The organism is Pantoea sp. nfd-35 (genome assembly GCF_056892255.1).
Map to the genome: position 1 here is coordinate 3937057 of NZ_CP122403.1, position 21088 is coordinate 3958144.

The 21088-nt window shown below is 57.5% G+C and carries 15 protein-coding genes; 5 read left to right on the forward strand and 10 right to left on the reverse strand.

The window, feature by feature from the left end; genetic code table 11:
* Positions 1–33 precede the first annotated feature (33 nt).
* A complete protein-coding gene (locus P9J57_RS18265; RefSeq protein WP_483279341.1) occupies positions 34–1254 on the reverse strand; it encodes a hypothetical protein in 1221 nt (406 codons plus the stop codon).
* A gap of 50 nt (positions 1255–1304) precedes the next feature.
* Here P9J57_RS18265 and P9J57_RS18270 point away from each other — a divergent pair, with 50 nt between their 5' ends.
* Positions 1305–1841, forward strand: coding sequence for a GNAT family N-acetyltransferase (locus tag P9J57_RS18270; protein ID WP_105079617.1), 537 nt, complete (start codon positions 1305–1307; stop codon positions 1839–1841).
* A 5-nt stretch (positions 1842–1846) separates the two neighbouring features.
* On the opposite strand, the gene miaE is transcribed toward P9J57_RS18270, so the two are convergent.
* Both miaE and rraB read right to left on the reverse strand, forming a co-directional pair.
* On the reverse strand, positions 1847–2608 hold the full coding sequence (miaE, locus tag P9J57_RS18275) for a tRNA isopentenyl-2-thiomethyl-A-37 hydroxylase MiaE (protein ID WP_014606725.1): 762 nt from the start codon (positions 2606–2608) through the stop codon (positions 1847–1849).
* Positions 2609–2664: 56 nt separating this feature from the next.
* The gene (gene rraB / locus P9J57_RS18280; RefSeq protein ID WP_013024385.1) at positions 2665–3087 is read right to left on the reverse strand and encodes a ribonuclease E inhibitor RraB; all 423 of its coding nucleotides are present in this window, start codon (positions 3085–3087) and stop codon (positions 2665–2667) included.
* 163 nt (positions 3088–3250) lie between these two features.
* Here rraB and argF point away from each other — a divergent pair, with 163 nt between their 5' ends.
* The 4 genes from argF to ridA all read left to right on the forward strand — a co-directional run bounded on the left by argF (position 3251) and on the right by ridA (position 6384).
* Positions 3251–4258: an ornithine carbamoyltransferase gene (gene argF / locus P9J57_RS18285; protein ID WP_013024384.1), complete on the forward strand. Its 1008-nt coding sequence runs from the start codon at positions 3251–3253 to the stop codon at positions 4256–4258.
* Positions 4259–4503: 245 nt separating this feature from the next.
* Complete coding sequence (gene pyrB, locus P9J57_RS18290) at positions 4504–5439, forward strand: aspartate carbamoyltransferase (protein WP_013024383.1); 936 nt, start codon at positions 4504–4506, stop codon at positions 5437–5439.
* A gap of 11 nt (positions 5440–5450) precedes the next feature.
* Positions 5451–5915 carry an aspartate carbamoyltransferase regulatory subunit gene (pyrI, locus tag P9J57_RS18295; RefSeq protein ID WP_013024382.1) on the forward strand — a complete coding sequence of 155 codons (465 nt, stop codon included), beginning with the start codon at positions 5451–5453 and terminating at the stop codon, positions 5913–5915.
* 82 nt (positions 5916–5997) lie between these two features.
* The gene (ridA, locus tag P9J57_RS18300) at positions 5998–6384 is read left to right on the forward strand and encodes a 2-iminobutanoate/2-iminopropanoate deaminase (protein WP_014606727.1); all 387 of its coding nucleotides are present in this window, start codon (positions 5998–6000) and stop codon (positions 6382–6384) included.
* Positions 6385–6472: 88 nt separating this feature from the next.
* Here ridA and P9J57_RS18305 read toward each other — a convergent pair whose 3' ends face one another.
* The 7 genes from P9J57_RS18305 to P9J57_RS18335 all read right to left on the reverse strand — a co-directional run bounded on the left by P9J57_RS18305 (position 6473) and on the right by P9J57_RS18335 (position 20780).
* A complete protein-coding gene (locus tag P9J57_RS18305; RefSeq protein ID WP_457196410.1) occupies positions 6473–8122 on the reverse strand; it encodes a methyl-accepting chemotaxis protein in 1650 nt (549 codons plus the stop codon).
* 310 nt (positions 8123–8432) lie between these two features.
* Positions 8433–9626 (reverse strand): lysophospholipid transporter LplT, encoded by a 1194-nt coding sequence (gene lplT / locus P9J57_RS18310; RefSeq protein ID WP_024472192.1) that lies wholly within the window; start codon positions 9624–9626, stop codon positions 8433–8435.
* Positions 9623–11773, reverse strand: a complete 2151-nt coding sequence (gene aas / locus P9J57_RS18315) for a bifunctional acyl-ACP--phospholipid O-acyltransferase/long-chain-fatty-acid--ACP ligase (protein WP_029569510.1) — start codon at positions 11771–11773, stop codon at positions 9623–9625. The genes lplT and aas overlap by 4 nt, the downstream gene beginning before the upstream one ends.
* A 96-nt stretch (positions 11774–11869) precedes the next feature.
* Complete coding sequence (locus P9J57_RS18320) at positions 11870–13255, reverse strand: efflux transporter outer membrane subunit (protein ID WP_072136348.1); 1386 nt, start codon at positions 13253–13255, stop codon at positions 11870–11872.
* Between the two features lie 3 nt (positions 13256–13258).
* Positions 13259–16360 carry an efflux RND transporter permease subunit gene (locus tag P9J57_RS18325; RefSeq protein WP_483279342.1) on the reverse strand — a complete coding sequence of 1034 codons (3102 nt, stop codon included), beginning with the start codon at positions 16358–16360 and terminating at the stop codon, positions 13259–13261.
* Positions 16357–19560 (reverse strand): efflux RND transporter permease subunit, encoded by a 3204-nt coding sequence (locus tag P9J57_RS18330; protein ID WP_483279343.1) that lies wholly within the window; start codon positions 19558–19560, stop codon positions 16357–16359. The genes P9J57_RS18325 and P9J57_RS18330 overlap by 4 nt, the downstream gene beginning before the upstream one ends.
* Complete coding sequence (locus tag P9J57_RS18335) at positions 19557–20780, reverse strand: MdtA/MuxA family multidrug efflux RND transporter periplasmic adaptor subunit (RefSeq protein WP_483279344.1); 1224 nt, start codon at positions 20778–20780, stop codon at positions 19557–19559. The genes P9J57_RS18330 and P9J57_RS18335 overlap by 4 nt, the downstream gene beginning before the upstream one ends.
* Positions 20781–21088: the final 308 nt, after the last annotated feature.

The window sequence follows — 21088 nt, forward strand, 5'->3', positions numbered from 1 at the left end:
TTTGCTACAGCCCACGCTTTGGCGTGGGCTTTTTTATGGCTTCACATTGACCTCATCGGGCAGGAGCGTTTTCAGTACCGCCGCCGTCGTCACCTTATCGCCCTTAATCAAGAGACAGTTCTGGCTCATGCCAACCAGGTCCGTTTTGGCTTTCTCATCAGCCTGCCACAGTAAGGCATTCCTTTTCAGCGCCCTTTGCCTGAGCGCCTTTAAGCGTGCCGGGCAGATCAGGTGGGTTTCGCCGTTGGTAAATGCCTCGATGCCTGTAATCAAACGTGCATCGCCCGTCGCTTTACTGGGCCCCCAGACCGACGCGGGAAAGTAATAGGCCGGGAAGTCTTTCGAGGGCACGGAAAACACCTTTTCGTGCCAGGACGCCATGCCGACGATTTCAATCGCACGCTGATTAATCTGCACCAGCTGAACAGAAAACAGCGTAAACACGCCGATGACCAGACCAGGTGAAAACGCCAAAATGGGTTTGAAGCCATGATGCGCTTTTATTTTATTGGTCAACAGTGAGAACAGCGCCGGCATAAAGAGCAGCAGATATAAGCCGGTAATAATAAAATACTGCGGCAGGGTATTTTTCGCTGAGAAATAGATATCACCTGGCAATAGAAACAACAGAGGAAAAAAAGAGAGAACAGAGACAGCAACAGAGAAAAGCGTGTAAGAGAGATTGATGCTAATGACATTCAGGCTTATTTCTGCCAGCAAAAAACGCCTTTTACATTTTGCAGTTAGTCCGTTCTCAGCCGACCGAATGCGCTTGAGCCTGGCAAGCACCTGGCGCTGGCGCTGTTGCCGGTGGCGATTAATCCGGTGATTCACCAGGCTGTGTACGCACAAAGCCACAACGAATGCCGCGGGGAGAATCAGCCAGGCGCGTGTAGTGCTGCCAAAATAAAGCCATGTGAAAATAGTCAGGAAGGCGCTAAAGGTGGTGATCGCGCAGCAGCCTTCGTTATAGCGCCGCGTCGGGCGAGCTTTTTTGCCCTTTTGCGCGGAGGATATTGAACAGAACCCGGAGGGAATAAGTAACGTGACCGAAAATACGCTGAAAAACAGTATCGAGGTGATAAGAATAGCAATAACGCCAGTCACATTATTTATTATCAACGGAAAAACATCCGGCCTGCCAATCCATTGAAAATATGCCCAGACGTTGATAAAGCCGACAATAATAAAGAAAGGGAAAAGGTCTTTAATGGTTTTAAAACTGAAACGGGAAAACACGTTATACGCCTCCATGCACGGTGAACATTATTGCTTTTGCCCGACGATAATGCTATTTCTGACGCATGTCTAACCTGATTCCGTCACTCTACCCCGTTATGATCCCTGATACTCAGCCGCAACCCTTGCTGCGTCCTATCGTCGCCGACGACAATCCTCATATCGCCCGGGTGATCCGTGACGTTTCTGCGGAATTTGGCCTGACGGCGGACAAAGGCTATACCGTGGCCGATCCCAACCTGGACCAGCTTTATGAACTTTACAGCGCCGGGCACAGCGCCTACTGGATTGTGGAACATCAGGGAAAAGTGATGGGCGGCGGCGGCATTGCCCCCCTCGCCTGCAGTGCGCCGGATATCTGTGAGCTGCAAAAGATGTATTTCCTGCCGGGCATCCGTGGCCTCGGCGTGGCGCGTGAACTGGCGCTTTTAGCCATGGCGCACGCGCGTCAGCGGGGCTTTCGCCGCTGCTATCTGGAAACCACCGGCAGCTTAACCCGCGCCATTAAGCTCTATGAATCGCTGGGTTTTGCCCGCATCGACCATGCGCTGGGCTGTACCGGACATGGTGACTGCGAGTTCAGGATGCTGAAAACGCTGTAATGCGTTTAAAACGCCGGAACACCGCTGTGAAAGCGCAGCTCCGTGTCCGGTTCACTGATTAGCCTGGCCTCCGCTTCCCCAATCGCCCGCACGCGCGCCGAAATGTCTTTCGGTGAGATCTGCGCGGCCAGTGCCAGGTAATCCTGGTAATGCCGGGCTTCTGAACGCAGTAGCGAGATATAAAACTTCTCTAATTCGCTATCCAGATAAGGCGACAGGCTGGCAAAGCGTTCGCAGGAACGCGCTTCAATATAGGCACCGCAAATCAGCTTATCCACCAGCGTATCGGGTTCGTGGGTGGTCACTTCACGCAGCAGGCCTTTGGCGTAACGGCTTGAGGTGATTTTCTGATAGACCAGCCCGCGCGCCTGCATAATTTCCCATACCTGATAAAAGTGATGCAGCTCTTCTTTAATCAGCAGCACCATTTTCTCAACCAGATCGTCCGCCCAGGGAAGCTCGTTACGCACAATAATGGCTTTGGTCAGATTTTTATGGGCGTTGATAAAATCGCTGTCGCCGTCCTCGCGGAAGATAAAATTCTCGTAAGGCTTCAGCCACGCCAGAATCCGGTCACCGCTGGGTTTGTCGGCAACGTATTTGCGGATCAGCCACACGGCGGTCTGGGCCGCTTTCAGTTCGCATACCAGATGGTCAGTGAGCAGCAGGGTCAGGTTTTCCGGTTTACGCGCCTCAAGGATCCAGGACTGAGGCGTGCGGCAGAGCAAAAACTGATGTATCGGTTCAAGTAAAGGTGCGTAATTCATGGATGTCAGACAGGGCCGGAGAACAGGAAAGGCGGAGCAGGCTCCGCCGGTGTTGATTAGTGGCGAATGCCGTTGTCGTCTTCGTCGATAGCCTCGCCGTCGTCTTCGTCGTCATCCTGGGCGTTCGGGTCTTCGAAGTAGGTACCCCAGCCGTCATAGTCGACGTTGTATTTGGCTACCAGGTTCACCAACTGCTCCACTTGGGCATCAATCAGCTCCGCTTTCAGCGCGCCTTCGCTGAGGATGTCCACACACATCACGGTAGTGCCGTCTTCCAGCTCCAGCTCTTCTGGCTCGGTGACTTCATAGCCCAGTTTAAAGGCGTCCACCGCCGCTTTTTCCAGCGAGTCGAAGTTGTTACAGGAGAGATGGTGCTCAATGGTATAGAGCGCATCGGGATCGCTGCCATCCTCTAACAGTTCTTCGATGATCAGCCGCGTCTCTTCACGCTGCTCTTCCAACAATGCTTCAAATGCCATGGCGATATCCTCTCTGAGTTCGGCAATAAGTGATTATTTTCCCATACTGCCTGTCGCGCCACTACACAAAACAGAAAAGATTATTCTCGTCAGGGTTGAAAATGCATATTCATACGGTTAAATTGAATTTTAATTCATTATAAACCCCGTACCGGAGTGCTGTATGAGTCAGTTGTATCAACGTCATTTCCTCAGGCTGCTGGATTTTACCCCGGCTGAGATTGACTACTTGCTTACCCTGTCCGCCGAATTAAAACGCGCAAAAAAAACCGCCAGTGAAACCCAGTACCTGAAAGGCAAAAACATCGCGCTCATCTTCGAAAAAGACTCGACCCGTACCCGATGCTCTTTCGAAGTTGCCGCTTACGATCAGGGGGCAAACGTCACTTACCTCGGCCCAAGCGGCAGCCAGATCGGCCATAAAGAGTCGATGAAAGACACCGCGCGCGTGTTAGGCCGCATGTATGACGGTATTCAGTATCGGGGTTACGGTCAGGCACTGGTCGAAACCCTGGCGGAACATGCTGGCGTGCCGGTGTGGAATGGCCTGACCACCGAGTTCCACCCAACGCAGCTGCTGGCCGATCTGCTGACCATGCAGGAGCATCTGCCAGGCAAGCCGCTCAGTGAGATGACCCTGGTGTACGTGGGCGATGCTCGCAACAATATGGGTAACAGCATGCTGGAAGCGGCGGCACAGGTTGGCTTAGATCTGCGTATGGTCGCGCCGCAAAGCTGCTGGCCGGAAGCCGACCTGGTGGCTCAGTGCCGTCAGGTTGCCGAACAGACCGGCGGCAAAATCACCCTGACGGCAGATATTGCCGAGGGCGTGAAAGGCGCCGATTTCATCTATACCGATGTCTGGGTTTCCATGGGTGAAGCCAAAGCAGTGTGGGAAGAACGTATTGCCCTGCTGCGCGACTATCAGGTCAATCACGCGATGCTCGCGCTGACCGGCAATCCGCAGGTGAAATTCCTGCACTGCTTACCGGCCTTCCATGACGATCAGACCACGCTGGGCCGTCAGATGGCGGAACAGTACGGCCTGCAGGATGGCATGGAGGTCAGCAATGACGTCTTTGAGTCGGCGCACAGCATCGTATTCGATCAGGCGGAAAACCGGATGCACACCATTAAAGCGGTGATGGTGGCCACGCTGGGACAGCGCTAATCGGGCTGCCGCAAACGTTTACCTGTGGCGCGATTTTTCCTTGATGCGCATGCCTGATGGCGTATAATGCGCCACAATTTGCCGGAGGAAACATGCAACAGCATCGTGCACAATGTGACGCGCTACCTCGCCTCAACGCAGGCGGCACCGCTGTTTCTTTCCGTCATCGAAACGATCTTAAAAAAGCCCCTTTCTAAGGGGCTTTTTTTTGTCCGCAATCCGGCCGCGCCGCAGAGGAGAGAGCTATGGCTAACCCGCTATATCGCAAGCATATCATTTCAATTAACGATCTCAGCCGCGACGAGCTGGAGCTGGTCCTGCACACCGCTGCGCAGCTTAAAGCACATCCCCAGCCGGAACTGCTGAAACATAATGTGATCGCCAGCTGCTTCTTTGAGGCCTCGACCCGCACCCGGCTGTCGTTTGAAACCGCCATCCATCGCCTGGGCGCCTCTGCGGTGGGCTTCGCCGATGGCAGCAATACGTCACTGGGTAAAAAAGGGGAAACCCTGGCCGATACCATTTCGGTTATCAGCACCTACGTGGATGCCATCGTGATGCGTCATCCGCAGGAGGGCGCCGCGCGGCTGGCCACTGAGTTTTCCAACGGCATCCCGATTCTGAATGCCGGAGACGGCGCAAATCAGCACCCAACGCAAACGCTGCTGGACCTGTTCACCATTCGTGAAACCCAGGGGCGCCTCAGCAACCTGAACGTGGCGATGGTGGGTGACCTGAAATATGGGCGCACCGTGCACTCTCTGACCCAGGCGCTGGCGAAGTTTGACGGCAACCGCTTCTTCTTTATCGCCCCGGACGCGCTGGCGATGCCGGCGTATATTACCGATATGCTGGACGAGCAGAATATCACCTGGTCACGTCACGACAGCTTTGAAGAGGTGATGCCGGATCTGGATATTCTCTACATGACCCGGGTGCAAAAAGAGCGACTTGACCCTTCAGAATATGCCAACGTCAAAGCGCAGTTTATTTTACGCGCCGCAGACCTGAACGGTGCGCGCGACAACATGAAGGTGCTGCACCCGCTGCCGCGCATCGATGAAATCACCACCGACGTGGACAGCACGCCGTACGCCTGGTACTTCCAGCAGGCCGGTAACGGCATCTACGCACGCCAGGCTTTACTGGCACTGGTTTTAAACAGCGACACCGCCCTGTAAGGAGTGACAGTATGAGCCAGGATAACAAACTGCAGGTCGAAGCCATCAAAAACGGCACGGTTATCGATCACATCCCTGCGCAGGTAGGCTTTAAGCTCCTGTCGCTGTTTCGCCTGACCGAAACCGACCAGCGCATCACCATCGGCCTGAATCTGCCGTCGGGGGAGATGGGCCGCAAAGATTTGATTAAGATCGAGAACACCTATCTCACGGAAGATCAGATCAATCAGCTGGCGTTTTATGCGCCGCACGCCACCGTCAACCGCATTGATGACTATGAAGTGGTGGCCAAGATCGCCCCTGCGCTACCGGATCGCATCGATCGGGTGCTGACCTGCCCGAACAGCAACTGCATCAGCCGCAGCGAACCGGTGTTCTCCAGCTTCGCCGTGAAGCACCGCGCCGATGAGGTACACCTCAAGTGTAAATACTGTGAGAAAGAGTTCGCCCGTCATGTGGTATTGGGTCACTTTTAATCGGCCCTGCCGCGCTTATAATGAACCGCGTTTTATGGCGGGCAGCGCCTTTGCTGCCCCGGCCTTACTCTAAGGAGAAATGATGTCTCGTGAAATCAGTACGGAAAAAGCCCCAGCGGCTATCGGCCCTTACGTGCAGGGCGTTGATCTCGGCAGCATGATCATCACCTCGGGTCAGATTCCGGTGAACCCGGCCACGGGCGACGTTGCTGAAGACGTATCGGCACAGGCGCGCCAGTCGCTGGAAAACGTGAAGGCGATCGTCGAAGCGGCGGGCCTGAAGGTTGCCGATATCGTGAAAACCACGGTATTCGTGAAAGATTTGAATGACTTTGCGACCGTAAACGCCACCTACGAAGCCTTCTTTACCGAGCACAATGCGCCCTTCCCGGCGCGCTCCTGCGTGGAAGTGGCCCGTCTGCCCAAAGATGTGAAGATTGAGATTGAAGCGATCGCGCTGCGTCGCTGATAAAAAAGCGTGCGCACTGCGTGCGCACGCGGCTTTCAGTCTGGCGTAACTGACCGCCGACCTTTCGTTATATTTTCAAACCGTCCGCTTAAAAACGCTGCCAGTTATCCTGCCCACTTGTCGCCAGTGCCAGCACCGGTTTAGGTGCCCTGACGGCTGCAGGGTTGCGCTGTGGCGTCTCCCCTGAGGCCGACGGACCGGCAAGCGTAAACTTCCGCACCAGCGCAGCAAGCGTATCGGCCTGTTCCTGTAGAGAGAGCGACGCGGCTGAGGCTTCTTCGACCAGGGCCGCATTCTGCTGAGTCACATCGTCCATCTGATTGACCGCCTGATGGACCTGCGAAATTCCCTGACTCTGCTCGGTGGCCGCCGCAGCGATTTCGTTAACCAGATCGGTGACCTGACTGACCGCACCGCGCATCGTCTCCATATTGTGGTTCACGTTATCCGCCTGGGAGGTTCCCGATTCGATCAACTCGTTCGACGACTGAATCAGCCCTTTGATTTCACGGGCAGCGGTGGTGGAACGCTGCGACAGGTTGCGCACTTCGCCTGCTACGACGGCAAAGCCGCGCCCATGTTCGCCGGCACGTGCCGCTTCAACCGCCGCATTGAGCGCCAGAATGTTGGTCTGAAACGCAATGCCTTCAATCAGGGTGATGATGTCGCCCACCTTGCCCGAACTGTCGCGAATCGAGGCCATGGTATTCAGCATGGTATTGAGTGCCGCAGAACTGGTGTCAGAGAGATTGCGCGTGTTTTCTGCAAGGTGACTTGCCTGGCGCGTGTTGTCTGCGGTCTGCCTGACGGTTTCGCTGATTTGGGTCATGCTGGCCGCGGTTTGCTCCAGCGAGGCCGCCTGCTCTTCCGTGCGGGCCGACAAATCTTCATTGCCTGCCGCAATCTGTGCCGATGCACTGCTGACCGACTGTGAGGCGCTGCTGACCGCGTGCAGGGCAGAAGAGATGCTTTCCATCAGGCGATTATACGACCGCGCCATGATGCCGACTTCATCGCGGCGACTGTCATCCGCCTTTAGGGAGAGATCAAGACGGGTGCTGGCGCGCTCCATCACATCACCGATGGCCTTCAGGCTGCGGCGGACGCGCAGGATGGTGAAGATCGTCAGCATGCCCAGCCCGATAATCGTCAGGGCAATACCGGCGGCCATGCCCCATTTGGTCTGCAGGTAGATATGTTGGTTTTGCAGGCGCAACGCTTCGCCAATTTTGCTGTTAAAGTCAAACTGATTGCGATAACTGCTTTTGAGTTGGGTGATGGCGCCGCCGATGCCTTCATCATCACTTAACAGCGCCAGGCTGAGTGCGTTCTGATGCGATCGGGAGGCGTTAAGAAACGCCGGAAGGTTTTGTTTTACCGCCGCGATCAGCTGGAGTGACTTATCCGTCATCGCCCGATCCTCGTCATTAGTAATATCATTATCGACATAATATTTTGTTAATGTCGAAATATCCTCAATGCGTTTTTGGATCACAGCTTCAAGGCTGGCCAGTTTACCGATCTCGTCTTCGGTCTGATGACGATATAACGCCACGGAGAGGCGATTACTTTCGTCCACCAACCGGTTCAGCACCTTGAGCGAATCAATCGTGTTGACCTGCACATATTCAAATCGCGCCTGAAAACCCGCGAGAAGTGAAATAGTTACGATCCCTAGAATAATTAACGAACCTGCTAAAAGCGAAAAAGCCAGAGAGAGTCTTTGCGTCATATTCATTAAACCGAGCTCCTTTCTTTCCTCCGAGCTAATTCCCGAAGGAAGCCAGAAATTAATCGGCAATATTAAATAAATATTTATTTCAAAATTTTTAACGTTGAATTCGATTTCAAGTTTAAATTAATTATGCATCGTAAAAAATTATCGTGAATAAAATAAAATAACAAACAAAAACAATCACCAAACAAACTATATTATTTTGAATATACTGCATCGGTAATTAAAGGATTGTGACAGAGGGAGAGACGTTGATTTCGAGGCAGGAAGGAAAAGCCAAACGGCGGGGCCAGCGCGCCCCGCCGTGGTGACATCAAGGGCGGGAGGACGGCCGCCACAGCCACAGCACGGCAATCGCCAGTGCAAACAGTGCGCCGAAGCCCATGCCGGTCGCCACCGCGGGCGCGCCAGCCCGAATGGCTAAGGTATACAGCCCAAGCATCACCAGCATGGCGGTGTTTTCAACGAGGTTCTGTACCGCGATGGCATTACCGGATCCCACGCTCTGTTTGCCCCGCTCCTGCAGCAGCGCGTTAAGCGGAACCACGAAGAAACCGCCGAGTACGCCAATCACTAACAGCAGCAGGTAAGCATTCAGCAGCGTATGTTGCAGCGAGAAAATCACCACCACGATCCCAATCAGCACACCGGCAGGCATACAGCGGCGCACGGTCTCCAGCGTAACCAGCCTTGCCGCCAGCGCCGCGCCCACGACGATACCGACCGCCACCATGGCATTCAGCGTGGTCGGGGTTTTGTTATCCTGGATCTCCAACGCCACCGGCACCCATAATACCAGCAGAAAACGCAGCGTGACGCCTGCGCCCCAGAACATGCTGGTCCCGAGCAGGGAGAAACGCGTTTCAGCGTTGTTCCACAGTACGCGCGTTGCGGCAATAAAGCTGCGCAGCATGGCCGCGAAGTTCCAGCTCTGGCCGGGACGCGCGGCGTGCAGTTTAGGGATAAACAGGTTCGCCGTTACCGCCACGGCATAGGTCAAGGCACAGACCGCCAGCGCGGCAACCAGGTTCCAGTCCGCCAGGATGCCGCCCGCCACCGAGCCCAGTAAGATCGCCGCAATGGTGGAAGCTTCCATCAGCCCGTTGGCTTTGACCAGCTTCTCGTCATGGGCGATTTCCACAAGGATGCCGTATTTGGCGGGCGAATACGCCGCCGCGCCGATCCCCACCAGGGTGTAACCCAGGAAGGGATTAAAGCCAAAGCAGATGATCATCGCACCCAGTAGCTTCAGGCTGTTGGCAAACATCATGACCCGCCCTTTGGCAAAGCTGTCCGCCATCTGCCCCACAAACGGGGCCAGCAGGATATAGGTTGCCACAAACAGCATCTGCAGGATCGGCTGGCTCCAGTCGGGATAGAACTGGTTTTTTAATAATGCCAGGGTGGCAAACAGCAGGGCATTATCGCCGAACGCGGAGAAAAACTGCGCCACCATTACCGCTATCATGCCGCGCGACAATAACGGCGCATCACGTTCTACGATCATGCCTGTTCCTCTTCCGCCATGTTTTTCAGCGTGACATAGTCAGGTTTACCACTGCCCAGGAGGGGCAACGTTTTTACCACGCGAATGTCGCGAGGTACGGCCAGCTCGGCAGCCCCCAGCTCACGCGCGGCTTTTTGCAGGCTCTCGCGTGCCAGTTCGCTGTCGGTAGTAAACAGCACCAATGCTTCACCCCGATTACCGTCAGGCCGCAGCGAGGCCGCATGCTGTTTATCCGGTGAGGCCTTCAGGGCGATTTGCTCGACCACCTCCAGTGACACCATCTCGCCGGCTATTTTGGCAAAGCGTTTGGCGCGCCCCTGAATCTGGCAGAAGCCGCCCTCATCAAAGCTGACGATATCGCCGGTATCGTACCAGCCCGCTTCACTCTGGCCTTCGCCGTTATCAGCTGCCGGGGTTTCCAGCACGCCGGGGTTCTCGACCCGCAGATAGCCCTTCATGATGTTAGGGCCACGCAGCTGTAGCTGCCCGCCGTTTTCGATGCCCGGCACCGACATCAGGCGAGAATCCATTCCCGGCAGGATACGGCCCACGGTATGCGCTTTCGCGGCCATCGGCACGTTGATCGCCACCACCGGCGCGCATTCGGTGACGCCATAGCCTTCCAGAATACGAATGCCGTACTTGTCCATATACAGCTGGCGCGTGGTTTCCTGCAACTTCTCTGCCCCGGCCACCACGTAGCGCAGTCGCGCAAAGTCATAGGGCTGGGCAAAGCGGGCATAGTTACCCAGGAAGGTGGAGGTCCCAAACAGAACGGTGCAGTTACGGTCGTAAACCAGCTCCGGCACGATCCGGTAGTGCAGCGGGCTGGGATAGAGAAAGACCTGCGCTCCGGTCATCAGCGGTGTAAACAGCCCCACGGTCAGGCCAAAAGCATGAAACAGCGGCAGGGCCGACATAAAACGGTCGCGCGGCGTAAAGTCTGCCACGGTACGGATCTGTTCAACGTTGGCCAGCAGGCTTTTGTGCGAGTGCACCACGCCTTTGGGATGGCCTTCCGATCCCGACGTAAACAGCACCATCGCCGCCTCTTCCGGCTGCTGCGCCACCTGGGCCTGGCGCGGCGCGATCAGATGCGCCAGTATCCAGAGCTTGTCTTTGAGCGTGACGGTATCCTTCAGATCTTCCAGGTAGATCCACTGTACCTCTGTCAGGCCCTGCGGCAGGTGCCACAGGTTGCCCTTGTCCAGAAACTGGCGGGACGTAAACACGGTTTTCACTTTTGATGCGGTCAGCGCCGCGCGCATGCCGCTTACGCCAGCGGTATAGTTCAGCATCGCAGGCACGCGCCCACGCAGGGAAGCGCCCAGGATAGCCGCCGCGGTGACCGTGGCGTTAGGCAGCAGCAGCCCTACGTACTCGTTGGGCTGACTGTAACGCTCCAGAATCCGTCCGACGCCCAACGCTTTTTTCAGTAAACCGGTATAGCTGTCCGGTTTGAAATTCACGTCTTCAATGCAGCGTTTAAACGCGCCGTAGCGCTGGCGGGCATTGAGAAATGCCTCAAACAGGGTTTCCCGTGGGCGCACGGCCATGCGTGCTTCCATCATAATGTGATGCAGGTGTTCACCGGCCAGCACGCGACGATCACGGGCGCGTTTCGCTTCAGGCATCGGAATATGGGTGCCGGGTAAAATGCTGAGTGTGATGCGCGGAAACAAACGACGCTTAAAGACGCCCGCCAGGCGACCAAACGGCGTAAACTCCGCGCCTTCAATGCGCATCGGCACCACGGTGGCACCAGATTTTGCCGCGACAAATCCGGCCCCGCTGTAAATTTTCATCAGCGATCCGGTGACGGTAATACGGCCTTCCGGGAAAATGACCACCGGACGCCCGCTGTCGATCAGCCGCACCAGCTGCTTCAGCCCCAAGGGTTTAGTGGGATCGAGCGGAACAAAATCCACGTACGGCTTGATGAGACGTAAAAACCAGTGCTCGCTGATCGATGAATAAATCGCAAAAACCGGTTTGATGGGCAGAAACAGCGCCAGCAGCGCCCCATCCAGAAACGAGGTGTGATTCGGGGTAATCAGCACCTTCTGCTTATGCAGTTCAGCGAGATCACCCCGGAGTTCAACCCGCCACAGCAGGCGGAATACCAGGCGGAAAAAGGTGAATAACATGCCGGCTCCTTAGCATCTTAAAAATAGCCACTCACGATGCAGGATTTAGCCGTAATCGACAACTGATTATTGGCAGATTTCAGCGCTATGCCGCCTTCATGGTGCGGTATGCCAGCCGCCGCCCAGCGCCGCGATCAGCGCCACGCTACTGACCCACTGGGTGCTTTTCAGCGTCAGTAAACTTTGTTGCGCGCTCAGGCTGCTGTTTTCGGTTGTCGCCACATCCAGATAGTCAATCATCCCGGCCTCATACTGATTGCGCGTGACCTGGGCCGAAGTCTGCGCGGCGGCGGTGGCGCGCTGCTGTGCGGCGATTTCGCCCTGCAGCGTGTTCAGTTCCACCAGGCGGTCTTCGACATCCTGCATCGCCGTCAGCACCGTCTGTCGATAGTTCGCCACGCTGGCATCGTAGGCAGCGCGGGCCTGATCCACACTGGCCGAGGTGGCGCCAAAGTCCAGCAGCGAGCCGCTCAGCTCGGGTCCCAGCGACCAGACACGGTTAGGTAACGCGAACAGGTTATGCAGCGCAGAGGCGCTCACGCCGCCGCTGGCGCTGAGGGTGAGATCGGGATAGTACCCGGCGGTGGCAACCCCGATCGCCGCGTTGGCTGCCGCCATTTTACGCTCGGCCATGGCGATATCGGGACGGCGCTGCAGCAGTTCGGCCGGTAAGCCGCCGGGAATCGCCGGTAAGGTTGCCGTCAGGGTTGCGGCAGGCAGGCTGAAATCCGCAGGCGCTTTGCCCACCAGCAGGGCGATCGCATGTTCCATCTGGGCGCGCTGCCACTGATAATCCTGGGCCGAGGCGCTGGCGCTCTCCAGCTGTTGCTGCGCCTGAGCCACCGTGGCGCGGGATTCCGTTCCCGCCTGATACTGGTTCTGTATCACGCTCAGATAGCGCTGATAGGCGGCGATGCTCTGCTGATACAAACCAATTTTTTCGTCCATGATGCGCAACTGGAAGTAGTCTTCCGCCAGCTCGGTCTGGGCGCTCAGGGTGATATTGGCGAGTTCCGCTGCGCTTGCCTGCGCGCTGGCCTGATCCTCTTCCCTTGTCCGACGCAGTTTGCCCCATAAATCCAGCTCCCAACTGGCATTCAGCGCCGCCTGATGGCTGCTGCTGGTGGTGCGCGTGCTGTCAGTGTGGCTGCCGCTCCGCGTCGCACTGGCGTCATAATCCAGGGTGGGAAACAGCGCCGCCCGGGACTGCGCCACCAGCGCCTGCGCCTGGCGATACTGCGCCGCGTATTCAGCCACATTCTGGTTAGAGAGGCTGACCTGACTGAGCAGGCTGTTTAGCGTGGCATCCTGGTACACCGACCACCATTCGCCCTTGTGCCGATCGTCCTGGGGCGTCGCCTGCTGCCAGCCTCTGGCCTCTTTGTAGTGAACCGGCATCGCCATCAAAGGGCGTTGGTAATCGGGGCCAACAGTACAGCCGCTCAACAGCAGCACCAGCACGGCCGGAAGACGTGATTTCATGATTCAGGTTCCCGCATGGCGCAGACGACGCCATTGACGTTGGGTGGCACGGCTCAGGCGATCGAGCCACAGATAAATAACCGGTGTGGTAAACAGCGTCAGCAGCTGGCTCAGCGCTAACCCCCCGGCGATGGCAATACCGAGCGGGCTGCGTAAGTCGGCATCACCGCCGCTGCCCAGCGCCAGCGGCAGCGCCCCGAAGAACGCGGCCAGCGTGGTCATCATAATGGGACGAAAACGCATCAGGCAGGCCTGGGTAATCGCCTGCTGCGGTGACAGGCCAAGCCGCCGCTCGGCATCAATGGCAAAGTCGATCATCATAATCGCGTTCTTTTTTACGATACCGATCAACAGGATAATGCCGATCAGCGCGATCACCGTGAGCTGCGTATTAGTCAGTAACAGCAGCAGCAGCGCGCCCACGCCCGCCGAGGGCAATGTCGACAGAATCGTCAGCGGATGAATATAGCTCTCATACAGCACGCCAAGAACGATATAGACCGCCACCAGCGCCGCCACAATCAGCCACGGCATCGTGGCGGTCAGTTGATTAAATTCGGCCGCTGTGCCGGCATAGCCCGCCTGAATGGTTGAGGGCAAGCCAATCTGGGCCATCGCCTGTTTGATCAGCGCCTCCGCCTGCTCCAGCGAGACGCCGTCATTCAGGTTAAAGGCCACGGTGCTGGTAGCTGACTGCCCCTGATGCGTCACCGTCAGCGGGGCATTGCCGCCCGTGAAGCTGACAAAGGCCGACAGCGGAATGCGGTCGCCGCTGTCGTTAATGACGTACAGCTGCTGCAACATCGCCGGATCGCGGGTATCGCTGTCCTGCAGCGACATCACCACGTGATACTGATTGAGCGTATGGTACAGCGTGGCAATCTGGCGCTGGCTGAACGCGTTATTCAGCATCGTGTCCAGCATCTTCACATTCACCCCCAGCCGGGTGGCCTGGTCGCGGTTGATCGTCAGCATCACTTCCTGACCGCCGGTTTGCGCATCGGAATCAACGCTGTTGAGCTGCGGAATCGCCGCCAGTGCCGCCTGGACTTTAGGCGTCCACTCGCGCAGCAGGGCCAGATCGTCCGCCTGCAGGCTGTACTGATAGGTGGCATTGGCACTGCGCCCGCCGATGTGCAGATCCTGCGCCGCCATCAGAAACAGCTGCGCGCCGGGGATCTTACTGGTTTTCTGGCTTAAGCGGTTAGCCACCTGGCTGGCCGTGGCATCACGCTTGTCAAAAGCTTTAAGCCGGACAAAAAAGTCGGCGTTATTGCGCGAGCCAAACATCCCGCTGCCCATGGATGACATCACGCTTTCAACGGCAGGATCGGACCGAATGATGTTGGTGAACTGCAGCATCTTCGGCTTCATCGCCTGAAACGAAATATTCTGATCCGCCCGTAAGGCCCCCATCAGCAGGCCCGTATCCTGTTCGGGGAAAAAGCCTTTCTGCACCACCGTATAGAGAAACAGGTTAAGCAGCACGGTGAGCAGCAGGCTGAACAGGGTCAGTTTCTGATGGCGCATGACCCAGTTGAGACCGCGCGAGTAGGCCGCAAGCGCGTGGTTTAACTGATTTTCAATCCACTGATAGAGCGGATGCGGGCGCTTGCTCACGTTGGGTTTCGGTTTCAGCAGCCGCGCGCAGAGCATCGGCGTCAGGCTCAGCGAGACAAACATCGAAATCACCAGGGAAACGGTTAGCGTGATCGCAAACTCGCGAAACAGCCGCCCCAGCAGGCTGCCCATCAGCAGGATGGGAATAAACACGGCAATCAGCGAGACGGTCATCGACAGCACGGTAAAGCTGACCTCCCGCGCACCGCGGATGGCCGCACGCAGCGGGCGCTGGCCGGCTTCAATATGGCGGGTGATATTTTCCAGCACCACGATGGCGTCATCGACCACGAATCCCGTGGCGATGATCAGCGCCATCAGCGACAGGTTATCCAGGCTGTAACCCAGCAGGTACATCACCGCACAGGTTCCGATCAGCGAGACCGGTAGCGCCAGGGCCGGAATAATCACCGCCTGCAGGTTGCGTAAAAAGACAAACACCACCGCAATCACCAGCAGCACCGCAATCAGCAGCGTTTCTTCGGTATCGTATAGCGAGGCGCGCACGCCGGGCGAACGGTCCACCACCACCTTAAGCTGAGTATCGGCAGGCAGATCTTTTTCCAGGGCAGGCAGGCGGGCTTTGATGGCATCGATCGTGTTCAGCATGTTGGCGCCCGCCTGGCGCTTGATGCCCACCATGACCGCCGGTTGGGCATTGAGGAAGCCGGCCTGATAGCGATCCTCCACTGAATCGTACACGCTGGCGACGTCGCCCAGCCGCACGACATTGCCGTCTTTGTTGCTGATAATCAGGTTGCGATAGCTGGCGGCTTTGTCCAGTTGGCCATTGCCGTCCACCATCCACGACTGGCTGCTGCCCTGCAGCGAGCCTTTAGGCAGCGTGGTGGTGCTGTTGGCCACCGCGCTGCGCACCGTATCCAGCGAAATACCCGCATGGATGAGCTTAAGCGGCTGCAGATCGATGCGGACAGCAGGCAGCGCGCTTCCCATTAATGACACGTCGCCCACGCCCTTGATCTGCCCCATCGCCTGTTCGATTTTACTTTCGGCCAGATCGTAGAGCTCACCCGGCGAGCGGGTGGCGGAGGTCAGCGCCAGCATGACAATCGGCGCATCCGAGGGGTTGGCTTTGTGGTAGGTCGGCAGCGATGCCATCGCGCTTGGCAGCAGGCTGCGTGCCGCGTTGATCGCCGCCTGCACGTCGCGTGCCGCGCCGTTGATATCACGGTTAAGTTCGAATTGTAAAATGATGGTGCTGGAGCCCTGCGAGCTGTTTGAGGTCATCTCGGTGATACCGGCAATCTGCCCCAGCGAGCGTTCCAGCGGCGTGGCAACCGTTGCCGCCATGGTTTCCGGGCTGGCACCGGCCAGGCTGGCATTAACCATAATAGTCGGGAAATCCACCTGCGGCAGCGGGGCCACCGGCAACAGGCGGTAGCCCAGCACGCCAAGCAGCAGAATCGCCATCGTCAGCAGCAGCGTGGCGACCGGGCGGAAGATAAACAGCCGGGTCAGGTTCATTGCCCGCTCCGCGCCTGTTGCTGACGGCGTTTCACCCAGGCATTGCCGCGCTGGGCAATCCCATCAAACCACAGATAGATCACCGGCGTGGAGAACAGCGTCAGTACCTGGCTGACGATCAATCCGCCGACAATCACCAGCCCCAGCGGCTGCCGCAACTCGGCGCCCGATCCGGACGCGAGCATCAGCGGCAGTGCGCCCAGCAGCGCCGCCATGGTGGTCATCAGTATCGGGCGGAAACGCAGCAGACAGGCCTGATGAATGGCTTCCCGGGGGGAGAGATGCTGCTTGTTTTCGGCCTCCAGCGCAAAATCGATCATCATGATGGCGTTCTTCTTCACGATGCCGATGAGCAGAATCACTCCGATCAGCGCAATCAGGCTGAACGCCGTATTCGCCAGCAACAGGGTTAACAACGCCCCGACCGCCGCGGAGGGCAGCGTCGAGAGGATCGTCACCGGATGGATAAAGCTTTCATACAGAATGCCCAATACCACATACATCGTCAGCAGGGCCGCCAGTATCAGCCACAGCGTGTTACCTGTGGCGCTCTGAAACGCCGAGGTTTCTCCCTGATAGCGCAGCGTAATCGCCGAGGGCAGCTGCAGCTGCGCAGTCACTTTGGTAATGGCGTTCTGCGCATCTTCCAGCGAATAGCCGTCATTGAGATTGAAGGAGATCATCACCGCCGGAAACTGATTCAGCCGCATGTGCATCAGCGACCCGGTCCGCTGGTGGATCGTGGCGATGGCGGTCAGCCTGACCATGCCGCTGCTGGTGGTTGTGGCCGTGCTGGTGGCGATTGAGGCTGATGAGGTATCCGGGCTGCTGCTGGCAGACGTGCTGTCTGATGCGGTGCTGGACGTGCTGGCAGAGGGTTTCAGATACACATCGTCGAAAGCGGCCGGGCTTTGCTGGTATTGCGGAGCGACTTCCAGCACCACGCGATACTGATTCGACTGGGTAAAGATCGTCGAGACCAGCCGCTGTCCAAACGCGCTGTAGAGCGCGGTATCAACGTCCGCTGCGGTCACGCCCAACCGCGCGGCTTTGTCCCGGTTCAGCTCGACATAAGCCACCTGGCCCTGATCCTGTAGGTTACTTACCACGCCGTTGAACTCTGGCCGTTTCTGCAAGGCCGCCACCAGTTTCGGCGACCAGGTCACCAGGTCTTCGCTGTTGGCATCGTCAAGGGTGAACTGATACTGGCTCGGCGTGACCTGATCGTTAACCGTCAGATCCTGTGCTGGTTGCAGATAAAGCTGAATGCCGACCACGCGCGTTGCCGCCTGCTGCAGCTGTTTGATGATTGCACCGGCTTTGTCGTCGCGTTGACCAAAGGGCTTCAGGTTGATCTGCAACCGACCGCTGTTCAGGCTGGTGTTGTTGCCGTCAATACCGATGGTCGAAGAGACGCTCTCAACCGCCGGATTCTGCATGATCACCGCAGACAGCGCCTGCTGGCGCTTCGCCATCTCGGTAGAAGAGACGTCCTGCGTGGCCACGGTCACGCCCTGAATCAACCCGGTATCCTGAGTTGGGAAGAAGCCTTTGGGGACAAGGATATACAGCAGCGCGGTGAGAGCAAAGGTTGCCAGCGCCGCCAGCAGCGTCAGTTTCTGATGATCCAGCACCCGGGTCAGCAGGCGATCGTATCCGCGAATCAGCCAATCAAAAACCTCGCCGCCTTTGCGCGCGAAACGGGACTGCTTCTCGGGCGGAACAAAGTGCAGCAGGTAAGCACATAGCATCGGCGTTAAGGTCAGCGAGACCAGCATTGAAACCAGAATGGATACCGCCAGCGTGATGGCAAACTCGCGAAACAGGCGCCCCACCACATCGCCCATAAACAACAGCGGAATCAGCACCGCAATCAGGGAAAAGGTCAGAGAGATGATGGTAAAGCCAATCTGCTGCGATCCCTTTAACGCCGCCTCCAGCGGTGGCTCCCCTGCTTCCAGCCGCCGGGAAATATTCTCGACCACCACGATCGCGTCGTCGATCACAAAACCGGTGGCAATCGTCAGCGCCATCAGCGACAGGTTATTGAGGCTGAAGCCAGCGAGATACATCACGCCAAAGGTTCCCACCAGCGAAAGCGGTACCGCCACGCTGGGGATCAGCGTGGCCGCCACGTTACGCAGGAACAGAAAGGTCACCATCACCACCAGCGCAATGGAAAGCATCAGCTCAAACTGGACATCGCTGATGGAGGCGCGAATGGTTTGGGTACGATCGGACAGGATGGTCATTTTCACGCCGTCGGGCAGCGCGGCCTGCAGCGTGGGCAACTGCGCCTTGATGCTGTCCACCACCTGGATGACATTCGCCCCCGGCTGGCGCTGCACGCCGATCACGATGGCCGGGTGGTTGTTGGCCCAGGCAGACTGAAAGCTGTTCTCCGGTCCCTGCTCAATATGGGCGATGTCCTTCAGCCTCAGGGCGGCGCCGTTCTGGTAGGTCAGAATCAGGTTGCCGTATTCGGCGGCGGTGCGCAGCTGGTCGTTGGCGTCAATGGTGACGGAGTGATAGCGGCCATCAAATCCGCCCTTGGAGCCTTTGACGTTGCTGTTGCCGATAAGCGTATTCACGTCTTCCAGCGTCAGGCCATGGGCCGCCAGCGCCTGAGGGTTCATCTGCACGCGAATTGCCGGTTGGTGACCGCCCGCGAGCGTTACCATGCCCACGCCGGAAATTTGCGAGAGCTTGAGCGCAACGCGGGTATTCACCAGGTCCTGAACCTGCGTCAGCGGCAGAGTATCCGAGCTGGCAGCTAAGGTGATGACCGCACTGTCGGCCGGATTGACCTTTTTATAGGTGGGCGGCGTGGGCAGATCGGTCGGCAGCAAATTATTGGCGGCGTTGATGGCGGCCTGCACCTCCTGCTCGGCCACATCCAGCGACAGATCCAGGCTGAACGTCAGGGTGATGATCGACGATCCGCCTGAGCTGGTCGAGCTCATCTGGCTCAGGCCTGACATCTGTCCCAGCTGGCGCTCCAGCGGTGAAGTGATCGTCGATGCCATTACGTCCGGGCTGGCACCGGGATAGAGCGTTGTCACCTGAATAGTTGGGTAATCGACCTGCGGCAGCGCCGACGTTGAAAGAAACCGGTAAGCAAACAGGCCAGCGATCAGCACGCCCGCCATCAGCAGGATGGTGGCGACCGGACGCAGAATAAAGAGGCGTGACGGGTTCATTGTGCCTCAGCCGGTGGGGTCGGTTGGGTGCTGTCCGCGACCGAAACTTTACTGCCGTTGGTCAGGCGATCGATCCCTTCCGTGACCAGACGGTCGCCAGGCTTCACGCCCTGCAGAATAGCCTGCCACGTCTCACCGTAAGCCGGACCTGCCGTAACCGGCTGGAGCGTCACGGTGTTGTCTTTATTGATGATAAAAACAAAGCTGCCGTCGCTGCTCAACTGTAACGCCTGCGCCGGAATAATGGTGGCGCCTTTCAGCACGCTGGTTTGCAGGCGTAGGTTCACAAACTGGTTGGCGTACAGCGCCTCGTCGTCGTTAGCGAACATGGCTTTCAGCGTAATGGTGCCGGTCGCCGTGTCGATCTCGTTGCTGATAAATTTCACCTGCCCCTGACTCAGGGCATGCTGGTTATCCTGATCGAAGGCGGTGGCGGGCAATGTCCGATCGTGATGAAGGGCTTTTACCAGCGTCGGGATATGACTTTGGGGCACGCTAAAGGTAACGGCGGCAGGCTGCATCTGGGTAATGGTCACCAGCCCGGTCGTGGAGGCACTCTGAATCATATTGCCCGGATCGACCTGACGCAGCCCTACCCGACCACTGACGGGTGCGGTGATGCGCGCATAGCCAATATTCAGCCTGGCGCTGGCAATCTGGGCCTGATCGGCAGCCACTGCGCCGCGATACTGTCCCACGGTCGCGATTTGCGTATCTAAATCCTGGCGGGACAGCGAGTCCTGGGCCGCCAGTTTACGGTAGCGTGCCAGCGTCAGTTCGGCACTTTTCAGCAACGCCATATTTTCGCTGAGCTCCCCCTGATACTGATTCAGCGTGGCCTCGTAGCTGCGGGGATCGATCTGCGCCAGCAGCTGGCCCGCTTCAACCTTCTGCCCTTCGGTGAAGTAAACCTTCTCCAGTTGACCGTCTACCCGGCTGGTGACCGTTACGCTGGCATTGGGGATCACCGTACCCAGCGCGTAGAGATAGACCGGCACATCGGCGGTGCTGGCGGTGCCGCTGTGAACCAGCGTCGTGCCGCCTTTCAGCATACCAGGGCCGCCATGGCGTCCGGCATGACCGCGCGCGGGCAGGGTGCCGCCTGCGCCTTTATGGCCCATCAGTCGCCATGCCACGGCGGCAACGATTAACAGCGCAATGAGCAGAAGCAGCCATTTCAGCCAGCGGGAACCACGGGTACGGGGAGCGTGAGTAGTCATCGAACTCTTCAGGTAAACAGGGATAAAAGAAATCCTCCGGATGGGAGGCATCGTCGAAACGGCATCTGCAAAGATTATCGGCTACTTGTGTTACGACTTTCCATCGCCAAACCGTAAGGGTTGCGTTAAGAAACCTTACCAGTCCCCTGCCCACGGGGTGGACCTGCACGAATAACAGGGGCTGGCGGCCGGAATAGTGGGCAAAAAAAACCCACGCATCTGCGTGGGTTGGTGTAATAACGATTGGCCTTGCCGGAGCAGTGCCCGTTTTCACACCCATCAATACCTCTGGGAGGTCCATACTCTCA